Genomic DNA, 17,765 nt, shown 5'->3' with positions numbered 1-17,765 from the left:
CATTTCCGACACTGCGTGCATGTCCGGGCCGGTCAAAAGACCGGTGCCGTTCCCGCTTGTGCCAGGGTCGTGACTTGGAGTGGGGGGTCATCGTGCCTTGAGACGGGTCCACGCCTCGTCGAACCAGCGCGACGCAGGGCCCACGTCTTTCAGGTATTCCAGCCGCGAAAGGGTTTCCTCGTCGGGATAGATGGCGGGGTGGCTTGCTTCCCGGGGGTCGAGTTGGGACCGGGCCTCGCGGTTGCAGGTGGCAAACCGGGTATAGCGGGCGATGCGGGCGGCGTTGGGGGGTGCCAGGACGAAGTTGATAAAACGTTCGGCAAGCTCGCGGTGCGGAGCCCGGGCGGGGATGGCCAGGTTGTCCACCCAGAGGATGGTCCCTTCTCGCGGCAGGAGATAGACGAGGTTGGTGTCGGCGCGAATGGCACGGGCGGCCTCGCCGCTGTACACAATCGCCGCGCGTGCCGCGCCGGAGAGGACCTTGTTCATTCCGCCCACGCTGCCGTCGAACCCGAGGGCCCTCTGCCGGGCTGCGGCCAGGAGGTCCAGTGCCCGGCGGAGGTCGGCCAGGTTGGTGGTGTTGACACTTCGGCCCAGGAAGCGAAAGGCGGCGGCGAAAAGGTCGCGAGGCGAGTCGATGAGCACAAACGGGCCCGGTTGCCGTGCCGGGTCGAACAGCAGGCCCCAGGTGGCCTCGGGAGAGGTGCCCCGCGGCGGCCGAAGCAGGATGCCCATGGTTCCCCACTGATAGGGGACGCTGTAACGGTGTCCGCGGTCATAATCGGGATTGCGGAACCGCTCGTCCAGGTGACGCAGATTGGTCAGGGTCTCGTGCCGCAAAGGCGCCAGCAAACCGCGCCGGATGAGAACCGGCACCATGTTGTCGCTGGGCACCACCACGTCGTAGAGGGCATCCCCGCCGTTGGCCAGGCGGGCCAGCATGCTTTCGCTGTCCTCATAGAGGTCCACGGTCACCCGGCAGTTGTGGGCCTTTTCGAAGTCGGCCACCACCTCCGGGTCGATGTACTCCGACCAAATGAAAAGGTTCAGTCGGGCTTCCGCGGCGGCGGCGAGCGATGCCGGTCCCAAGCACAGGGCAAGCACCCATGACAGAAGGCGGGCCTGGCTTCGGAGGCCGAGACAGGGGATCAACCGGGTGTCCATGGTTTCCTTTGTACGAGGTTGAGGGAAACAGTGAGGATGAGCGAGGCCAGGATCAGCAGCGTGGACAGGGCGTGAACCTCCGGGGAGAGCCCGCGTTTGGCCGAGGCGTAGATCCAGATCGGCAAGGTGGTGGCGCCCGGGCCGGTTGTGAAGAAGCTCACGATGAAATCGTCGAGACTGAGGGTGAAGGCCAGCAGCGCGCCTGCCAGGATGCCCGGCCGGAGCAGCGGCAGGGTGACATGATAAAAGAGCTGCCAGCCGGAGGCGCCCAGATCACGGGCAGCCTCTTCCAAGGCGGGGTCGAGCCGGGCCAGCCGGGCACGGACCACAAGAGCGACGAACGGGAGTTGGAACGTCACGTGCGCTGCGATCATCGCGGGCAGCCCGGGGCGCACCCATGAGCACCAGCTCTGTACCACCGCCATCGCCAGCAGCAGAGCGGCCGCCAAAAGGATGTCGGGCAGAAAGACCGAGAGCGATATTGCCCGTTGGAGAGCCTGGCTGCAGGGGAAGCGACCCCGGCTGAGTCCGCAGGCGAGCGTGGTGCCCAGCACCGTGGCCAGTGTGGTGCTCGTCAGGGCCAGCACCAGGGTGTTCCGGCTGGCTTCCCAGGCTGTCTGATTGTGTGGGAGGGCGCGGTACCATGCGGTGGTGAATCCCTCCCAACGGGTGCCGAACCGGCCGGCGTTGAAAGATTGCACCGTCACCAAGACCAACGGCGCGTAGAGGAACAGGTACACGAATGCTGCCAGGCCGTGCATCCAACGGCCGGATTGGCGGAGGGAAGCATGCGTTCCGGTGCTCATGTGAAAGGTCCGCGTGCGGATGCCCGCCTTTCCCACGCCCAGAGGCCCAGTGCGACCAACACCAGCGCCATGGTGGCCACCGCCGCACCGAAAGGCCAGTCACGGCTGACGCCGAATTGCTGCTGGAGGAGGTTGCCCAGGAACATGAGTCGGGCCCCACCCAGAAGATCGGGGACCACGAACTGTCCGAGCGCAGGCAGGAACACCAGGACCGCGCCGGCGCCTGCTCCGGGGCGGATCTGCGGCCAGATGGCGTGACGAAAGGTCTGCCATCGCCCCGCTCCAAGGTCTTGAGCGGCTTCGACCAGACGCCAATCCATTCGCTCGGCGCAGGCGTAAACGGGCAGCACCATGAACGGGAGGAAATCACAGACCGTGCCGATCCAGACCGCGCCCCAACCCGGGTACAATCCCTGATCCGGCGCCAGCAAACCTGTGGCTTGGAGGAGTCGCGACAGTGCGCTGTCCGGGTCCAGCAACATTTGCCAGGCGTATGTCCGGACCAACAGGTTTGTCCAGAAGGGGACCACCACCAGGGTCAGGGCGACGTTACGCCACCGTTCGGGCAGCCGGATCAGCCACAGCGCAAAGGGGAGGGCCAGCAACAGACAAAGCGCGGTGGTCCCCGCACCCAGCAGAAGGCTCCGGAGCAGCACCCGTGGATAGACCGGATCGAATCCGAATACGCCAAAGCCGAGGAGTCGGCGGTAGTTCTCCAGTGTGATGGGTCCGGTGATCTCGCCATCCGGTCCGCGGCTGAGGAACCCCACTGCCAGCAGGCCCAGCAAGGGCAGCAGGCAGAACAGCACCATCCAGAGTACGGCGGGGCCGCACAGCAACCACGCCGTCCATGAAGGGCAGCGGGGGTGGGTCTGCCGGGCGTGCGCCGCCGGACGGGAGGCGTGTCCCAGGTCGGCATGCAGCCAGGACTCATTCATGGAGGACGTTCAGGGCTTCGGGAGGGAAATGACAGAAGACGGCTTGGCCGGCCGCCGGCGCCGGATGGCCGACGTCGTTCGGGGATGGTATCGCCCAGAGACGTTCCGGGCCGCACTGGATGCGGCATTCGAGTGCCGCCCCGCGAAAGATCACCTCCTCGACCCGGCCGCGCCAGCCGTTGGCATCGGGCGGCGGCCGCGTCGCCGGATACAACCTCACCCGTTCCGGCCGAATGGCCAGAGTCACGTGCTGTCCGTTCGGAGGTGAGCCGAGATGGCGTGGCGAGGCCACGCGCAACGGGCCCACGGCAGTCGTCATGCGCATCCACGGGCCGTCGGCGCCTTCCGCACGGCCTTCGATGAGGTTGCAGAGTCCAAGGAACTGCGCCACGAAACGCGTGCGCGGGCGGTCGTAAACCTCCCGGGGCCGGCCCACCTGTTCGATTCGGCCGCGGTTCATCACGGCGATCCGGTCGCTGAGGGCCAGGGCTTCTTCCTGATCATGGGTAACGTGGAGAAAGGTCAGGCCGAGTCGGCGCTGCATCTGACGCAACTCGGTCTGGAGCTGGCGCCGGAGCTGAAGGTCCAGCGCTCCCAGGGGTTCGTCCAGGAGCAGGACCTCGGGCTCGTTCACCAAGGCGCGGGCCAGGGCCACGCGTTGTTGCTGGCCGCCGGAAAGCTGGGCGGGCCGACGGGGAGCGAGCTCTTCGATTTGCGTGAGCGTGAGGATCTCCGCCACCTTGCGCGCGATGACGGATTCCGGGACCCTTTTCATGCGCAGGCCGAAAGCCACGTTGTCGCGCACGTTCAGGTGGGGGAAAAGCGCGTAGGATTGAAAGACCATGTTCAGCGGCCGTTGCTGGGGCGGCAACCGCGTCATGTCCCGGCCCGAAAGACGAACCGTACCGGCGTCCGGTTGATCCAACCCGGCCAGGATTCGGAGCAAGGTGGTCTTGCCGCAGCCGGAAGGTCCGAGCAAGGAAAAGAACTCGCCCCGGGCCACCTCGAGCGAAACCCCGTCCAGTGCGGTGACGCCGTCGAAACGCCGGACGAGCCCGCGGCATTCGACCGCCCAGGGTCGCGGAGGTTCCGGGTCCGACTCCACACCCGGTTCTCCCCACCTGGCCAGGCTGCCTGTACTGTGCACGGCCTCATTTGTACCACAGCGTCTTTGCTTGCCAATCCCCGCTCGGCCTTGGGACGGGCGGTGCCACGTCCGGTGACTCGAACGCCCAGCTGAGCAAAAAAGCAAATCGAGGGCTGGAAAGCGGCCGCGTGGCGCGGTAATCTCGACCCCGACATTTGCCTGCAAACGGCTGACTCATGAGCGATCCGCGACAAGTCGTACGCTCGGCGCTGGTTTACACCATCTGCCTGCCACTGGCGGTGGTCCTGGGCTATTTCCTGGCCACGCCCCTGGACTACAGCTCGTTTCTTGTGCTGGGGGTGGTGTTCCTGGTGCTGATGATTCCCATCCTGCTGAACTGGCATCATCCGCTGCTGATCCTTTCGTGGCACACCCTGGCGGTGGTGCCGTTTTTGCCGGGCCGACCGCCGCTGCGACTGGTGCTGACCGGCGTCAGCATCGTCATCATCCTCTTGATGTATGCTTTGGACCGGCGCCAGAAACCGATCTTGGTCCCCTCGGTGACCTGGCCCTTGGTTTACCTCAGTGGTGTCCTGGCCGTGACCTTTGCCCTTACGGGTGGTGCGGGATTCGGTTTCACGGGGTCGGAGATTGGCGGGGGCAGCCGATACGTCTCGCTGGCGGGTGCCATTCTGGGTTACTTCGCCCTCAGCGCACGGCCCATCCCGCCGGAGAAGGCGGTTCGGTACACCGGTCTGTTCTTCCTGGGCGGGCTGACGCTGGCGCTGAGCAGCGTGGTTCAGTGGGTGCCCGAGTGGCTCCGATACATCTACTATTTCTTCCCGGTGGAACGGACCGCCTTGTACATGCCGTCACCCACGGGGCTCAGCGTGGGACGCATGTACGGCGTGGCGACCGCCTCGTTGTGCGGTCTCTGGTACATGACCGCCCGCTACGGGTTGCGCGGCATCTTCGACATGCGCCGGCCGTGGCGGCTGGCGATCGTCCTCCTGTTCAGCATCGGTATTGCCTACGGTGGGTACCGCAGCTTCGTCGTGCTGGCCGCGCTGATCCTGACCTTCCAGTTCTATCTCGAGGGCTATCTCAAGGTTCGATACCTGCCGTTGTGGGTGGCCATTTTTGGGTTGTTCGTTTCCCTGCTGCCCATTTCCCACCGGCTGCCCTACCAGGTGCAGCGCTCGCTTTCCTGGATTCCCTGGCTGGGGATCGAGCAGGTGCGGGAAGACGCACGACTCTCCACGCAGTGGCGGCTGGACTTGTGGCAGCGGGTGGTCGTGGACGTCCCGAAGTACTTCTGGCTGGGGAAGGGCTATGCCATCAACACGCGGGACCTGGAGATGGCCCAGTTCCGGCGTTATGACCGCCTGCGCGGACAGGGTGAATTGACTCCGGGCGAGTTGGCCGAGCTGGCCGGCGACTATCACAACGGCCCGCTGTCGGTCATCGTTCCCCTGGGAGTGTGGGGGGCGATCGGTGTGCTGTGGTTCTGGTACGCGGCCTGGCGCGTATTGGTGCGGAACTACCGGTACGGCCCGCCCGAGCTCAAGACACTCAATACCTTTCTGCTGGCGCTGTTCTGCGCGCGGGTGATCCACTTCTTGGTCGTGTTCGGGGCATTCTACGCGGAGTTTTACTACTTCACGGGGTTGGTCGGCTTCAGCATCGCGCTCAACCGGGGTGTGGCGGTGCCCGCCCCGGCCGCCGAGCCTGTGCAGGCGGAGGCCGTACCTGAAACTGCGCCTTCTCTGCCTCCGGTACCGGTCCCGCCGGTTCCGATCCGAACCTAGAGGGATCCGGAACGGGTCCGATCGTCCGGAAACACCGTCGCGGCCGATCGCGATGGGTTCGCCATTCCCGGGACTTACCTGCAGTGAGCGTTACAACCACGGGACGGCCCGTGGATTGCCCTGTGCTTTGGTCCCCTCGGGGCGGAACTTCCCGGCCCGTAACCATTCGTGAATTTGTGCCTGGCGAAGAACCTCCAAGGCCTGCCGCCTGGATTGCTCGGAGCCGGCGAATGGCGGTGGCGTCGGTTGGCGCTCCCGGGCACTGCTGGCGGAGCCCCGCAGCGCGGCAATCGGTCCCATCCAAGTGGTGTGGAAACGTCGGCCCGGGCAAGGTGCGCTCCCTTGTGCAGGGAACCTGTACGCAGCCGATGCGGCATGCGCGGATCGAATCTCCCCGGCTTTGCGGGGTTTACCCTGTCCGGGATCGGCCCGGGTTCAGTTCCCCGGCAACGGTGGGACGGTGGGCGTGGGTGGATTGGGCGTCGGGACCGGTGGCGTGGGAGTGAGCTCCGTCGGCGGCAGTGGCGGCAGCTCGCCCCGCATGACCTTGTCCTGCGTGGCCTGTCGCTGCAGTTCGATCAACACGATCTGTTCTTCCAGAGAGAGCGGCGGCTGCTGGGGTTGCGGGACCTGTGCGGTTGACGGGACGGTATTTGCCGGGAGCGTCCGAACCGGGCGCGAGGGGAAACCTGGGTTCGGTTGATTTGCAACCGGGGTGGGCGTCGCGGTCGTTCCAATCGTGGAACCGACGGGAGTACCGGGTTGAGGGAGATTGACAGTGGGCGGAGGTACGGGACGGGAGGTACCGGGCGCGGCAGGTTTGACGACCCCGGGGGCGGGTGTGGGAGTGGGCGCCACCGGCGTCTTCACGATGAAATCGGTCAGCTTCAAGGTCACCGGATTGCCCGAGTCACGAAACTCCACCTCGCGCGCCACCGGATCGATCCGGACCACTTCGATGGGGCCGTGGCGTTCGCCCTCGCCCAGGATCAGGGAGCGTTCCTGCGGGGGTTGCCCCGGCGCAGGCGATTCCGGGATCTTCAGGAGGACTTCCTTGCGTCCAAACAAGACCGTGATGCCCTGCAAGGTGATCTTGGTGGGAGGCGGGGGAGGGGGCGCGGGCACGGTCTCTTCGGGCCGAGGCATCGGTTTCAGGTCGAACATATTGCGTTCGACCACCACCAGGTAGGGATTCTCAGCCGGACCGGCGGGTGCAGCGGCAAGCCGCCCGGCGCCTGCCGCAAGCAGACCTGCGGCGATGCACCACCGAGCCGTTTGGGACCGGGCTTTCGTTTGCATGGCGGACTCAATCTAGCCGTCCACAAGCAAAACACCAGTTGCGGCGAGGAGTTGCGGTGAGGCCGGCTCGCGTCGGTCGTTCTCCCGTGCGCTCGCGAAGCGACGGGCTGTGCAATCGAGATTGCAGTTGCTTTTTGTTGGTCTCCGCCCGCTTGATGGTGCGGATGTCAATGGCAACGGGAGATGCGTTTGAACATGGACCTGCACCGGTGAGCCAGGGTGGTGGCGAGCGAGCCGACTGGCCGTCTCGCGGACGGCGCCGGGGCGGGCGCGGCCGGGGCGGCCGGCGCCGGCATGGCGGCGGGGGTGAGGCCCGACAGGACGATGCCGCCCCGGAATCCAGTCCGGACACCCGGTCCCGCTCCGACACGGGTTCGGAAGAGGTCCGGACAGCGTCCCGACCGGCAGAGGCCGTGGAGGACACCAGTTCGTCAGCAACGCCGGAACCGGCCGGCGCCCCTGAAGCGCCGCCCCTGCCGGGGAAGCCGCCCGGGACAAGCGCCACCGTGACGTCTGTGGCGGGATCGGCGAACACTTCTCCGCGTACGCGCCCCCGCGCCATCGAAGAAGCCCTGCAACGGATGCACGAGGTGCTCACCGGGCTGAAAGAGGTGTTGGAGGAGCTTGAAGAAGCGGCCGAGCTCCTGGACATGGCGGCCGAGCAAAAGGAGGAGATGAGCCGGGAACTGGACCGGCTGAATCAAATGCTCAACCAACTCCAGCGCCCCAGGGAGGGGCACCGGGTTGGGGGTCGGTGATGAGCCGGCCCGGGAACGGCCCCGCAGTCGGTCACGCCTGTGGGAGGGTGGCCGGGCTGTGCCTCGAGGCGTGTCCATGCCCGAGACGGGCATCGCTTTTCCAAAAGCCGACAGGGATGAACCCGGCAGCAACGGGCCTTGCGCGGTGCAAGGTTTCGGTCTAACGAGGCGTCATGTTCGTCAGGAGGCGTGCGAAGTCCGGTAATGAATCGGCCGGCAGACCGGGATGGGGAACCCTTCGCCCGGGAGGCGGCGTGTTCGCGGGTGGAGTCCCTCGCAGTGTGGCGGGTTCGTTGAGCACCGTGGGGGTGGGACTGGTTCTGCTGGGCCTCACATTGGCGGTTTTGCTGGCATTGGCGTTGGTGGCCGTGAGGAGGAATCCGGAACCGCCCCTGCCGGTGCTGGGCACTGTGCCCGATTTCGTCCTGACCAATCAGAGCGGCATCGCCGTCACCCGGGCGGATCTGCGGGGACATCCCTGGGTGGCCGACATCATCTTCACCCGCTGTGCCGGGCCGTGTCCGATCCTGACCCGGCGCATGAAGATGCTGCAGGATGCATTGCCTGCGGACCGTCCCGTGCGGTTGGTCACCCTCACCACCGATCCAGCCTACGACACGCCTGAAGTTCTGCGGCGTTACGGGGAAAAGTTCGGCGCCGACTTCCGGCGGTGGTGGTTTCTGACCGGTGCGCCGGAGCAGATCGCCCGGCTGGCCGTGGACGGCCTCAAACTCACCGCACTGGAGATTCCGGAGGAGCAACGTTCCCATCCGGCTGAGCTCTTCATCCACAGTACCACGTTCGTGCTGGTGGACGGGCAGGGACGGCTGCGGGCCAGTTTCGAGACCGTGGGCGAGGATGTGGACTTCCAGACGGTGCAGCGGCGGATTTTGCGGGCGATCCGTCGCCTGGAACGGGAGCCGGCGGGATCCCAATCGTGACGCCCGGAGGACCGAGGCGCATGGAGCTTCAGGATCTTCCCTGGATCAACGCCCTGTTGAACGGTGCCAGTGCCACGCTGGTGACCGTGGGCCTTGTTCAAATCCGCCGCGGCCGGCGGGAGGCGCACCGGTGGTGCATGTTGGGCGCCGTGGTGCTCTCGGCCCTGTTCCTGGTGAGCTACCTCTATTACCACGCCCACGCCGGGCGCACGGTTTTTCGCGAGCCGGAGTGGTTCCGGCCCATTTACCTCCTGATTCTCATGACGCACACCGTGCTGGCCGGCGTCATTGTCCCCATGGTGTTGACCACGGTGACTCTCGCCCTGCGGCAACGGTGGGAAGCCCACCGGCGTTGGGCGCGCTGGACCTGGCCGGTCTGGTTGTACGTTTCGGTGACCGGTGTCCTGATCTACCTGCTGCTTTACCAGATCTTCCCTCAGCTGCCGTCGGCCGGAGCGGCTGCCGGGGAGGTGTCCTCCGTGGTCGAACGCCAGATGTAGCGGGCCAACAGCACCCGAAGCACCGCCGCCATCGGGATGGCCAGAATCCCACCCAGCAGACCGCCCAGCAGTGTGGTGCCGGTCATGATGGCGACGATAATCACCATCGGATGCAGCCCCACGCGCGATCCCAGGATCCGTGGTTGCAGCACGTAACCTTCGATGGCCTGGACAGCCGCCACGACCACCAGCACCAGGAGCGGATGCTGCCAGTCTCCGAAAGTCACCACGGCGATGATCAACGCCGTCACACAGGTGACGATGGCCCCCAGAAAGGGAATGATCGTCAGGACCATCGCCAAGGCGCCGATCACCGCCGCGTAGGGCAGGCCGATCAGGGCGAAACCGATTCCGTACAGCACGCCGTCGCACATGGCCACGAGCACCTGACCGCGGAAGAACGCGATCAGATGGTCGTTCACCGAGCGGAGCACGAAGACCAGTTCCTCTTTCAGACGTGAATCCCGCAGCGGCAGGTAACGTGTCCAGGAGTCGGTGATGGCCCGCTTTTCCACCAAGAGATAGAAAAGGTAGATGGGGATAAGCGCCAGGCCGGCGACCACGCCGAAAAGTCCCGTGACCTTGGACAATTGATCGGCCAACCAGTTGCCGGCAGTGCGCAGGGCCCGGCCCGACCAGGCGGCCACCTTCTGCACCGTGTCCGGATCGAGCTGGTCCAGCCAACCCGGACCGTGGGGTGCTCCGGGTTGGGGGGCTGCGGCGGGGCCGGTCGTGGACCCGGGCTCCGGCGGCGTTGCGGGGGAGTTGGTCTCCGCAGGGGTGCGCAGCCAGGGCAGGCCGAGCCGTCGCAACGTCTGGTCGAGCAGGGCCGGCGGGTGAGTGGCCCAACGTTCCACCCGCGCTTCCAGCCGGGCCACGAACGTCGGGATGTTTTCAACCAACTGGCGCGTTTGCACGACCAGTTTTGGGACCACGCTGGCGACCAATCCGGTCACGATCAGGATCGCCAGCAGGAACACCAGCAACACGGCCCGCACGCGGGCCACTCCCCGCTGCTCGAGCCGGTCCACCAGCGGGTCCAGCAGGTACGCCAGCACACCCGCGACCGCCAGCGGCCAGAGCACCGGCGAGAGCACGTCCAGCACACGCCCCAGCGCCCAAACCAGGGCCCCCACCAAGAAAGCCAGCGTGGCCACGGCCAAGCCCGTCAGCGCTGCCCAGATCAGCCTGGCCTGTCCCTTTGTGGGCGGTGGAAAACTCATCGCCTTTCCTCGGATCAGCCTTGAGCTCGCTGCGTCAACCTTGACCCAGGCGGGCGGCCTTCTCAGCCGCTCGGCGCACGGCGCTCATCACGACGCCGTGGAAAGCCCCATCCGCCAGTGCGTGCAACCCTTCGATGGTGGTGCCGCCGGGGCTGGTCACCATTTCCCGGAGCATTGCCGGGTGAAGCTCCCGTTCCTTCAGCAACCTCGCGGTGCCCAGCAGGGTCTGCAGCGCCAGCTGATGCGCCGTGGACCGCGGCAGGCCGCATGCCACGCCGCCGTCCACCAGGGCTTCCAGGAACGCACAGACGTAGGCAGGGCCGCTGCCGCTCAGCCCCGTCACGGCGTCCAGCAGGGCTTCCTTGATCGGCAGGGCCAAACCCACTGCGGAGAAAAGCCTTTGCACCAGGGCGGTGTCCGCCCGGGTGGCGTGTTGGCCCGGGGCAAAGGCCGTGGCGGAGGCACCCACCAGCGCGGCCGTGTTGGGCATCACCCGGATCACCCGGGCACCTGCGGGCAGACCGGATTCCAGCCGGCGCAGCGGAACCCCGGCGGCGATGGAGATCAACAGATGGGCGGCGGTGAAGCCCGGATGCAGTTCTGCCAGGACCTCGTCCACCTGGGCAGGTTTGGTGGCCAATACGATCACGCCGGCCTGTCGGAGGAGCTCCAGGTTCCGTGTCACGGTTTTGGCGCCGGTCTCCCGGGTGAACCGTGCCCGTGCCGCCGGGTCGGGGTCGCTGCCGACCACCTGCCGGGCGGCCACGCGTTTGGCCTGGATGAAACCGCGTGCCAGTGCGGTGGCCATTTGTCCGGTGCCGATGAATCCCAAGGTCAATCCTGCCGGCATGCCGCTCTTGTAGCAACCGGGCCCGGCGCATGAAAGGGGAAAAGCGCCGTTCCGGAGGGGAAAAGGAACCGCTTCCGCGAGTGGTTTGTCTCGGGAGACGCATGCTTTCGGGGGTTGGCCTGCGGGGCGTGGGGAACAACCAGATGCCGGTTGTTCAGCGGCGAGCGATATCCGGCCTTGGGGCTTGACGGGCGCGTGAGGTCCTGACTGACTCAGGTCGTTCGTCGGGTTTCCGCGGCGGCCGGGGCTTCGAACGGCAAACCGTTCGCGGGTGCCAGCGGGGATCCGGTGGGATCGCAGAGAAGGGTGCGCTGCTGATGGGCAAGTTGCTGTTCGGATTCGACCCGGACCGTTCCTGGGAGTACGAGAACGGATACCACGTGACCAGCCATCCCAGTCGCCTGGGGAAGGTCCTGGCCCACTACGAGCTGTACAAAACGATCCTCCACCTGCCGGGGCACGTGGTGGAGTGCGGCGTGTACAAGGCGGCATCCCTGATCCGGTTTGCCACGTTCCGGCACCTGCTGGAGAGCCCATGGTCGCGAAAGATCGTCGCATTCGATGCGTTCGGTGCGTTTCCGCCACAGCCTGACGCCGACGACCAGCGTTTTATCGAACAATTCGAGCGGGAAGGCGGACCGGGCATGTCCGTGGCCGACGTGGAGGCGGTCCTGAATTACAAGTCCTTCCCGAACTGTGAACTGGTCGAGGGTGACATCTGCGAGACGGTCCCGCGGTACCTTGCGGAACATCCGGCCTTCAAGATCGCACTGCTGCACATCGACGTGGACGTGTACCGGCCCACGGCGGTCATCCTCGGTCTGGCCGGCGAAACGCGGGCCATTGACGAGTTCTTCCTTGGTCAGGATGTGGTGATCGAGAAGCTGCCGATCGCCCACACGCCCTCCTTCGTGCGGAAGAGATGAGCGGATGTGGCCGGGTGGCCGCGGGGGCGCGGCACCGCGATCGAATCCGATGGCAGTGCCGCCGCGGCTTCAAGCGGACTTTTCAAGGCCCGGGGGCCGGGTTGGAGGTGGCGGCTGCGGGATTGCCCGTGGGCGGAGGCGCGAGGTCTTCTGCTGCGGGCGGCCCGAGGACCTCTTCGAAGATCGGCCGGAGTGCACCCGCCCAGATCTCGTAGGCGGGCAGTTCGAGATGGAGGCCGTCGGCGGACATCCCGGGCCGCAAACCGCCGGACTCGTCGGCGAGCTGGTCGTTGATGTCAATCCAGCGGATGCGTTGCCCGTCGGCCAGCAGGGCGAGCTGCCGATTGATGGCCTCGATGGCCGGTTGGAGCTCGGGATTTTGCGAGCGGGGAAACATGGCTGTCAACACGATGACCGCGGCGGGGGCGCGTTGTTGGAACTCGGCAATGAGCGCGCGAATGCCGTTGACCACGTCCCGGATGTGTGTCTCGCCGGCGGGGCCGTGCCAGGGCAGATTGTTGGCGCCGGCCTGCAGCACGATGATCTTGGGTGACAGGCCCTCGAACTCGCCGTTGCGGATCCGCCACAGGATGTTGTGGGTGGTGTCGCCGCCCCAGCCGAAGTTGGCCGCGTGCCAGCCGTGAAAGCTTTTGCGCCAGTGCTCCAGCAGGTGGGGATAATCGGTCGCGCCCCAGCGACGGGTGATCGAGTCGCCCACGAAGTAGACGTCGATCCGGCCCTGGCGCGTCTTTGCGACGAGCTGCTGATGGGCCAGGCGGGAGTTGGGATCGGTGCGTTCCACGGCTTCATGAGCCGGGGCGGGGCCCTGGAGCAGCCGGTAGACGGCGTCGAAGGCCGGTTTGGGCCGGCGCTGGCGATCGAACAAGAGGGGGTGGTTGGTCCGCCGCCAGGGAAAGTAATTGAGCCAGCTCTGGCCGTCGTGAAGGTTCCAGAACGAGACCCGCAGAATCCTGTCGCGGTGGTCCTCGAAAAGTTGGAACACATCGAGCCACCGGCGCAGTGCCTTCTGTTCCACCTCCAGTGGCAGCCCGTGGCGGTAGGGGTCCCAACGGGAAAGTTCCTCGCGGTATTTGCCACCCTCGGCCCACCAGCGGCTCCGGTTGACGATGTCCAGGTCCAGTTCCGATACCACCACCTTGAGACCCAGTTTCCGCAGCTCTTCGAGCATTTCGCGCAGCTGGGGCAGGGCATGGTCCTCCAGTTCGAGGTGGCCCTGCATGCCGTAGGCATCCACCGGCGCACCGCGGGCCTTCAACTCGCGCAAGAGTGCCAGGATCCTGCGACGTTTGTCCGGCAGGTGACAGTTGTAGTCGTTGTAGATGAGGATGGCATCGGGGTCGGCTGCCCGCGCGGCTCGAAACGCGGTGACCAGGAAGTCCAGGCCGGTGGTGCGCGAATAGACCGAATCGCGCAGGATTTCCTCTCCGGTGTCGGCGACGGCCTCGTTCACCACGTCCCACATGGTGACCACGTCGGCATAGCGCTGCACCACGGTGCGGACGTGCGTTTCGATCCGGCGCAGGAGGGTCTCACGCGTCACGGGACGCCCGTCGGGTTCTTCCATCATCCAGCGGTCGGTGCGATCGTCCTTGGCCCACACCAGGCAGTGACCGACCAGCTCGAGGCCGTTGGACCGGGCGAAGTTGGCGTAGGCATCGGCCTGTTCGAACCGCCAGACGTTTTCGGCCGGATGCAGGGCCTGTGGCTTCATGCAGTTCTCGGGCGTGAGGATCTGGAAATGCCGGAGGATCAGGGCGGCATCCCGCGGGTCGTGAAGGACGTCGAGGTCCACCCCCACGCCGATCTTGTACCGGTTGTTGACCACGGCCTTGAGGGAGCGCAGATCGCGTCGCTCCCGCGCCGCCCACTGCGCCTTTCGCTGCCATTGCTCCTCGGCCCATCGGACGAAAGGTTCGACGTTGGGTTCGTCGGTATGACCGCCGTCGTGCTGGCGCCAGGCCAGCGCGCCGTGCAGCAGACCCTCGAGCACGGCGGGCGGACGTTCGCTGATGTAATCATCGCTGCAGCCGAGGTCCCGCTCGCCGAGCAGGCGCCAGACCTTCTGGGCGGCGACGGCCGCCATGAAACTGCCGCGGTGGTCCAGCCAGAGGGCGTCGCCTTTCTCGGGGACACCGTGGCTGATGAACACCAGTCGCGGCGCGCAGAGCGCCAGCGTCATGTGGGCGTCCACGGGCAGGTCGGCGGCGGTGAGCCGGCCGAAGCGCGACTCCTCGGCGGCGTATTTCATGAAATTGCCTGCCATCCAGTGGTAGGCGGCCGGCCCGGCCAGGTTTTCGAGACTCTCGCCGAAGTTGCGGCGAAAGAGTGCGGTGCCGCCCCTGCCCGAGGAGGCGATCAACCCCGCGGCGAATCGTTGGTCGAAAGCCATCGCCACAAGGGCCGCCTTGCCGAACCGGGAAACCCCGGCGATGGCCACGTGGCGCGCGTCCACCTCCGGCACGGTTTCCAGGTAATCCAGTGCCCGCGACGCCCCCCAGGCCCAGGCGCGCAGCGCCCCCCACTGATCCGGCTTTCGCGGTTGGCCGCGGTTGACCAAGCCGATGATGCCACGGGTCAGCCCGGCCCCGGTCGGTTCGGCGCGGGCGGACTCGGAACCGCCCGACCGGCGCGGGCGCCAGCCGCCGGCGTCGTCCTGAATCGTCATCGGATTGAGCATCGCGCATCCCCAACCGGCGGCGATGAGTTTTGCCCGTTTGTCAGGTTGACGCGGACCATCCGCCTCGCGGTCGGGGCGTTTGCGAAACTCTTCCAACTGTCGTGGGGTAAACCCGAAACTCAGCATGACCGGCACCGGCCGTTGCGCCTCCCGGGGCAGGGTCAGCGACAGGGAGATGCGGACCTCGATCTCCGGGCAGATGGAGTTGTCCACGATGCCGACCAGTTCCCGTTCAATGGCGGGTTTGCCGGCCAGTTCGATCTCGCGCGTGTCGGTCACCTCCCAGCGGACGGGAGGGACGCCGGCGGGGATCCGCCCGTAAACCTCGCGCTCGAGCAGCTCCAGGATCTCGGGCCGCCGCTTGAGCCACCAGAGCTCGGGCGTGCAGATGGCCGTGCCGTCGGGACTGCGTAGGAGCTGGGGCAGCTCCGGGTACGGATTTGCTCTTGCCTCGTCGTAGTTGGCGGCGTTCGGTGCATCCGCACCCGGGCTTCGCCCCGGTCGCAGCCGGGTGATGCCCAACTGTTCCATCATGTTCCGGTGATCCTGTTCGGTGCTGAAAACCACCGGAGGGGGCGCCCCCGGGCTTGCGGAAGCCGGGAGGAGCGGCGCTGCGCCGATCCACACGGCCAGCCCGATGAAGCGAATGCCAGGTGTTCTCATGGCAACCTCGCGCACGTCGGCCCACAGAATGCGGGTCCGGCCTGATGAGGTCGAGCTCCAACACCACGGCCCTTTGACGACCCCGGACCGTTGTTGCGCGAGGCAGGTGACCGTTCAAACGATGCAGGGCATACACGCTTGCTCCGGGCAGCGGCAGGTTGCCGGAAGGTCAATTCCGCAACGGGCCGGCAACAGTCCCGGGCGGATTGGCAAAAGACGAATCATCGGACTCGAAAAAGGACATGCGACTGCACGACGCTCGAACGACGGGCCCGCGCGCTCCAGGGCTTGACAACTTTTTTTTTATGCTTTTCTGTCGGCATGAAAACAAAGCCATGCAATCCGGTGCTCGCTTCGTGGATCTCCTCTCTTCGCTCGTCGCCGACTGCCATGGTTCTGGCGATTGTCACCTGGACCACTGCTGCCGTGGCGTGTTGGTTCCCGACAGAGCGAGAGTGCCTGAGAGTCGTTTACCCGGGCGGCGGTCCGTGCCGTCTGGTCGAGGACGGCCAACGGTATTCATGGGTGGCACCGCCTCCCCCAAACAGCCAGGGATGGACAACCGTTTGGACAGACGGCAACCCCAGATGCCTTTACGTGTGCGACCAGGAGCCGTTTGTGAGGAAATCCTTCGTGCAGGCTTTTGTGGGTGAAGATCGTTGTTGGTCGACTCCATGATGATGCCGGGACGATGGCGAGCAATGAGCGTGGCGGGCGCAGCGTCGGGTGGCATTCAAAGGGCACCCATCACCCGGGCGTGACGGCGTTCAGGACGGCCGGGAGAAAGGGCAGCTCTCGGCGGGGGAAGCTCCCCGCCGACTGGTAAAAACGGGTCGCCAGGGCCGCCAGGTTCTGATGGACAGGAGAAAAGATATGACCGCGTGCAATCGAGCAAGCCTGCCGGCTGGTCCGGCCGACAACGGATGTTTGGGTCCGCCGGCGGCCCGCCGGGCGTGCTGGAGAGCGTGGGTCTGCCTCGTGCTCGGGATTGCCGTCGTCGGCGCAAGCGGCCAACAGTTGCCCGAGAAACACGAGGAGTTTCCCCTCGACCGGGAACCGGCCGTGCTCTTCAGGGAGTACCTGGCCCGGACCCCGTGGATCCGGTACATGGCCTACCGGCGGGCGCTCTCGCGCCTCATAATGTCCGTGGCGGAATCTCCGGGTGCCTCGGAGAGGCTGGTCCCGCGTCGCCCGCTCATGTCGCTTCTTGAGCGATTCGAAGCGGGCTGGCAGCCCCAAGGGTGGTATCAACGTGCTTTGGGCACCGAGAAGGGCGAGGTGCTGTTCAAGACGGACGGCACCCCCACTTTTCACCCGATCCCCAGAGGCTTGGAGCGCGTCGCGGGGAGCAACCGGTACTATTATTGGACGCTGTATCCCGGCCACATGAGCCTGGGAGTGACCTTTCGAACCAACACGGCGGGTGGCAAAGGAGAATTCCATGCATCCCGAGCCATGCGCGATGCCATGTTGAAGTGTGATTTGCGGCTGGGACTCGATGAATTGGGCCCCGGAGAGCTGCGCTGGATCAGCGATGCCGTGTTCGAAGTGGCACCCATCACTGTGGTGCGGCCTTATCCCGGCGGACGGGGCGAGATTGTTCGGTACGACGCCCAGGGCCGGCCTGCAGAGATCGTTTATGAAACCCATGCACAGGACAAGCCGGGGCGTTCTTATCGCGTGATTTACACGTATCTGCCGGAGCGTCCCTTTCCGCCGTGGCAGTACATCGTGGAGGAGATGGATCCACGGGAAGGCCTGCTGCGACACACGAATTATCTGGACGATATCGAGTTCGGCGTGGATCCCGCTGCCGCCGATGGGTACTTCCCTGAAATGTTTCGGCGGGTGAACGAACCCCTGACCACGTTCACCGTCATTTCGAACGAGGTGTCCTATCAGGTGGGCATCGGGGGGCAATGGCGGCCTGTGGAGGAGCCGCCGCAGAACACATTCGCCGAACTTGTGAAGCTGACGGGACAGTCGCAGGTCTACCGCAGCGTGCTCGTGGCCGGGCTCCTCGCCGGGGTTTTGCTTTGGGGATGGGTCTGGTGGTACCGGCGCCGTGCTCGCATCCATTAGATTGTCGCGGTCAAAAGCCACC

General features: G+C 65.9%; 14 protein-coding genes. 6 read left to right on the top strand and 8 right to left on the bottom strand.

Annotation, left to right across the window (positions count from 1 at the left end; translation table 11 throughout):
- Window positions 1-87: 87 nt before the first annotated feature.
- Genes ACPDIX_RS01870 through ACPDIX_RS01855 form a run of 4 tightly spaced genes read right to left on the bottom strand, consistent with a single transcriptional unit; the run spans window position 88 to window position 4,013 of the window.
- Entirely contained in the window at window positions 88-1,164 is a 1,077-nt protein-coding gene (locus ACPDIX_RS01870) for a polyamine ABC transporter substrate-binding protein (RefSeq protein ID WP_423430066.1), read from the bottom strand.
- Window positions 1,149-1,970, bottom strand: a complete 822-nt coding sequence (locus ACPDIX_RS01865; protein ID WP_423430065.1) for an ABC transporter permease — start codon at window positions 1,968-1,970, stop codon at window positions 1,149-1,151. Before ACPDIX_RS01865 ends, ACPDIX_RS01870 begins: the two co-directional genes overlap by 16 nt.
- The gene (locus tag ACPDIX_RS01860; RefSeq protein WP_423430064.1) at window positions 1,967-2,908 is read right to left on the bottom strand and encodes an ABC transporter permease; all 942 of its coding nucleotides are present in this window, start codon (window positions 2,906-2,908) and stop codon (window positions 1,967-1,969) included. Before ACPDIX_RS01860 ends, ACPDIX_RS01865 begins: the two co-directional genes overlap by 4 nt.
- A complete protein-coding gene (locus tag ACPDIX_RS01855; RefSeq protein WP_423430176.1) occupies window positions 2,901-4,013 on the bottom strand; it encodes an ABC transporter ATP-binding protein in 1,113 nt (370 codons plus the stop codon). Before ACPDIX_RS01855 ends, ACPDIX_RS01860 begins: the two co-directional genes overlap by 8 nt.
- A gap of 218 nt (window positions 4,014-4,231) precedes the next feature.
- Between ACPDIX_RS01855 and ACPDIX_RS01850 the strand changes: the two genes are divergently transcribed.
- Window positions 4,232-5,803: a hypothetical protein gene (locus ACPDIX_RS01850; protein ID WP_423430063.1), complete on the top strand. Its 1,572-nt coding sequence runs from the start codon at window positions 4,232-4,234 to the stop codon at window positions 5,801-5,803.
- Window positions 5,804-6,238: 435 nt separating this feature from the next.
- On the opposite strand, the gene ACPDIX_RS01845 is transcribed toward ACPDIX_RS01850, so the two are convergent.
- Window positions 6,239-7,102, bottom strand: coding sequence for a hypothetical protein (locus tag ACPDIX_RS01845; RefSeq protein ID WP_423430062.1), 864 nt, complete (start codon window positions 7,100-7,102; stop codon window positions 6,239-6,241).
- A 515-nt stretch (window positions 7,103-7,617) separates the two neighbouring features.
- Between ACPDIX_RS01845 and ACPDIX_RS01840 the strand changes: the two genes are divergently transcribed.
- The 3 genes from ACPDIX_RS01840 (at window position 7,618) to ACPDIX_RS01830 (ending at window position 9,301) form a co-directional block, all read left to right on the top strand.
- Window positions 7,618-7,860: a hypothetical protein gene (locus ACPDIX_RS01840; RefSeq protein WP_423430061.1), complete on the top strand. Its 243-nt coding sequence runs from the start codon at window positions 7,618-7,620 to the stop codon at window positions 7,858-7,860.
- 173 nt (window positions 7,861-8,033) lie between these two features.
- Window positions 8,034-8,801 carry an SCO family protein gene (locus tag ACPDIX_RS01835; RefSeq protein ID WP_423430060.1) on the top strand — a complete coding sequence of 256 codons (768 nt, stop codon included), beginning with the start codon at window positions 8,034-8,036 and terminating at the stop codon, window positions 8,799-8,801.
- A gap of 20 nt (window positions 8,802-8,821) precedes the next feature.
- Window positions 8,822-9,301, top strand: a complete 480-nt coding sequence (locus tag ACPDIX_RS01830; RefSeq protein ID WP_423430059.1) for a DUF420 domain-containing protein — start codon at window positions 8,822-8,824, stop codon at window positions 9,299-9,301.
- On the opposite strand, the gene ACPDIX_RS01825 is transcribed toward ACPDIX_RS01830, so the two are convergent.
- Together ACPDIX_RS01825 and proC are read right to left on the bottom strand one after the other, a co-directional pair.
- Complete coding sequence (locus tag ACPDIX_RS01825; protein ID WP_423430058.1) at window positions 9,238-10,524, bottom strand: AI-2E family transporter; 1,287 nt, start codon at window positions 10,522-10,524, stop codon at window positions 9,238-9,240. The two genes, ACPDIX_RS01830 and ACPDIX_RS01825, sit on opposite strands and share 64 nt — an antisense overlap.
- A gap of 34 nt (window positions 10,525-10,558) precedes the next feature.
- Window positions 10,559-11,374, bottom strand: coding sequence for a pyrroline-5-carboxylate reductase (proC, locus tag ACPDIX_RS01820; RefSeq protein ID WP_423430057.1), 816 nt, complete (start codon window positions 11,372-11,374; stop codon window positions 10,559-10,561).
- Between the two features lie 317 nt (window positions 11,375-11,691).
- Between proC and ACPDIX_RS01815 the strand changes: the two genes are divergently transcribed.
- Window positions 11,692-12,300 carry a dTDP-6-deoxy-L-hexose 3-O-methyltransferase gene (locus ACPDIX_RS01815; RefSeq protein ID WP_423430056.1) on the top strand — a complete coding sequence of 203 codons (609 nt, stop codon included), beginning with the start codon at window positions 11,692-11,694 and terminating at the stop codon, window positions 12,298-12,300.
- An 82-nt stretch (window positions 12,301-12,382) separates the two neighbouring features.
- Here the strand turns inward: ACPDIX_RS01815 and ACPDIX_RS01810 are convergent, their stop codons facing one another.
- Complete coding sequence (locus tag ACPDIX_RS01810) at window positions 12,383-15,661, bottom strand: endo-1,4-beta-xylanase (RefSeq protein WP_423430055.1); 3,279 nt, start codon at window positions 15,659-15,661, stop codon at window positions 12,383-12,385.
- Window positions 15,662-16,639: 978 nt separating this feature from the next.
- Between ACPDIX_RS01810 and ACPDIX_RS01805 the strand changes: the two genes are divergently transcribed.
- Window positions 16,640-17,743, top strand: a complete 1,104-nt coding sequence (locus ACPDIX_RS01805; protein ID WP_423430054.1) for a hypothetical protein — start codon at window positions 16,640-16,642, stop codon at window positions 17,741-17,743.
- Window positions 17,744-17,765: the final 22 nt, after the last annotated feature.

It is taken from the genome of Limisphaera sp. 4302-co, assembly GCF_049537155.1.
Classification (GTDB): Bacteria; Verrucomicrobiota; Verrucomicrobiia; order Limisphaerales; family Limisphaeraceae; genus Limisphaera.
Note: the sequence above shows the minus strand (reverse complement) of the source record. Positions and strands in the feature narration are given on the sequence as shown.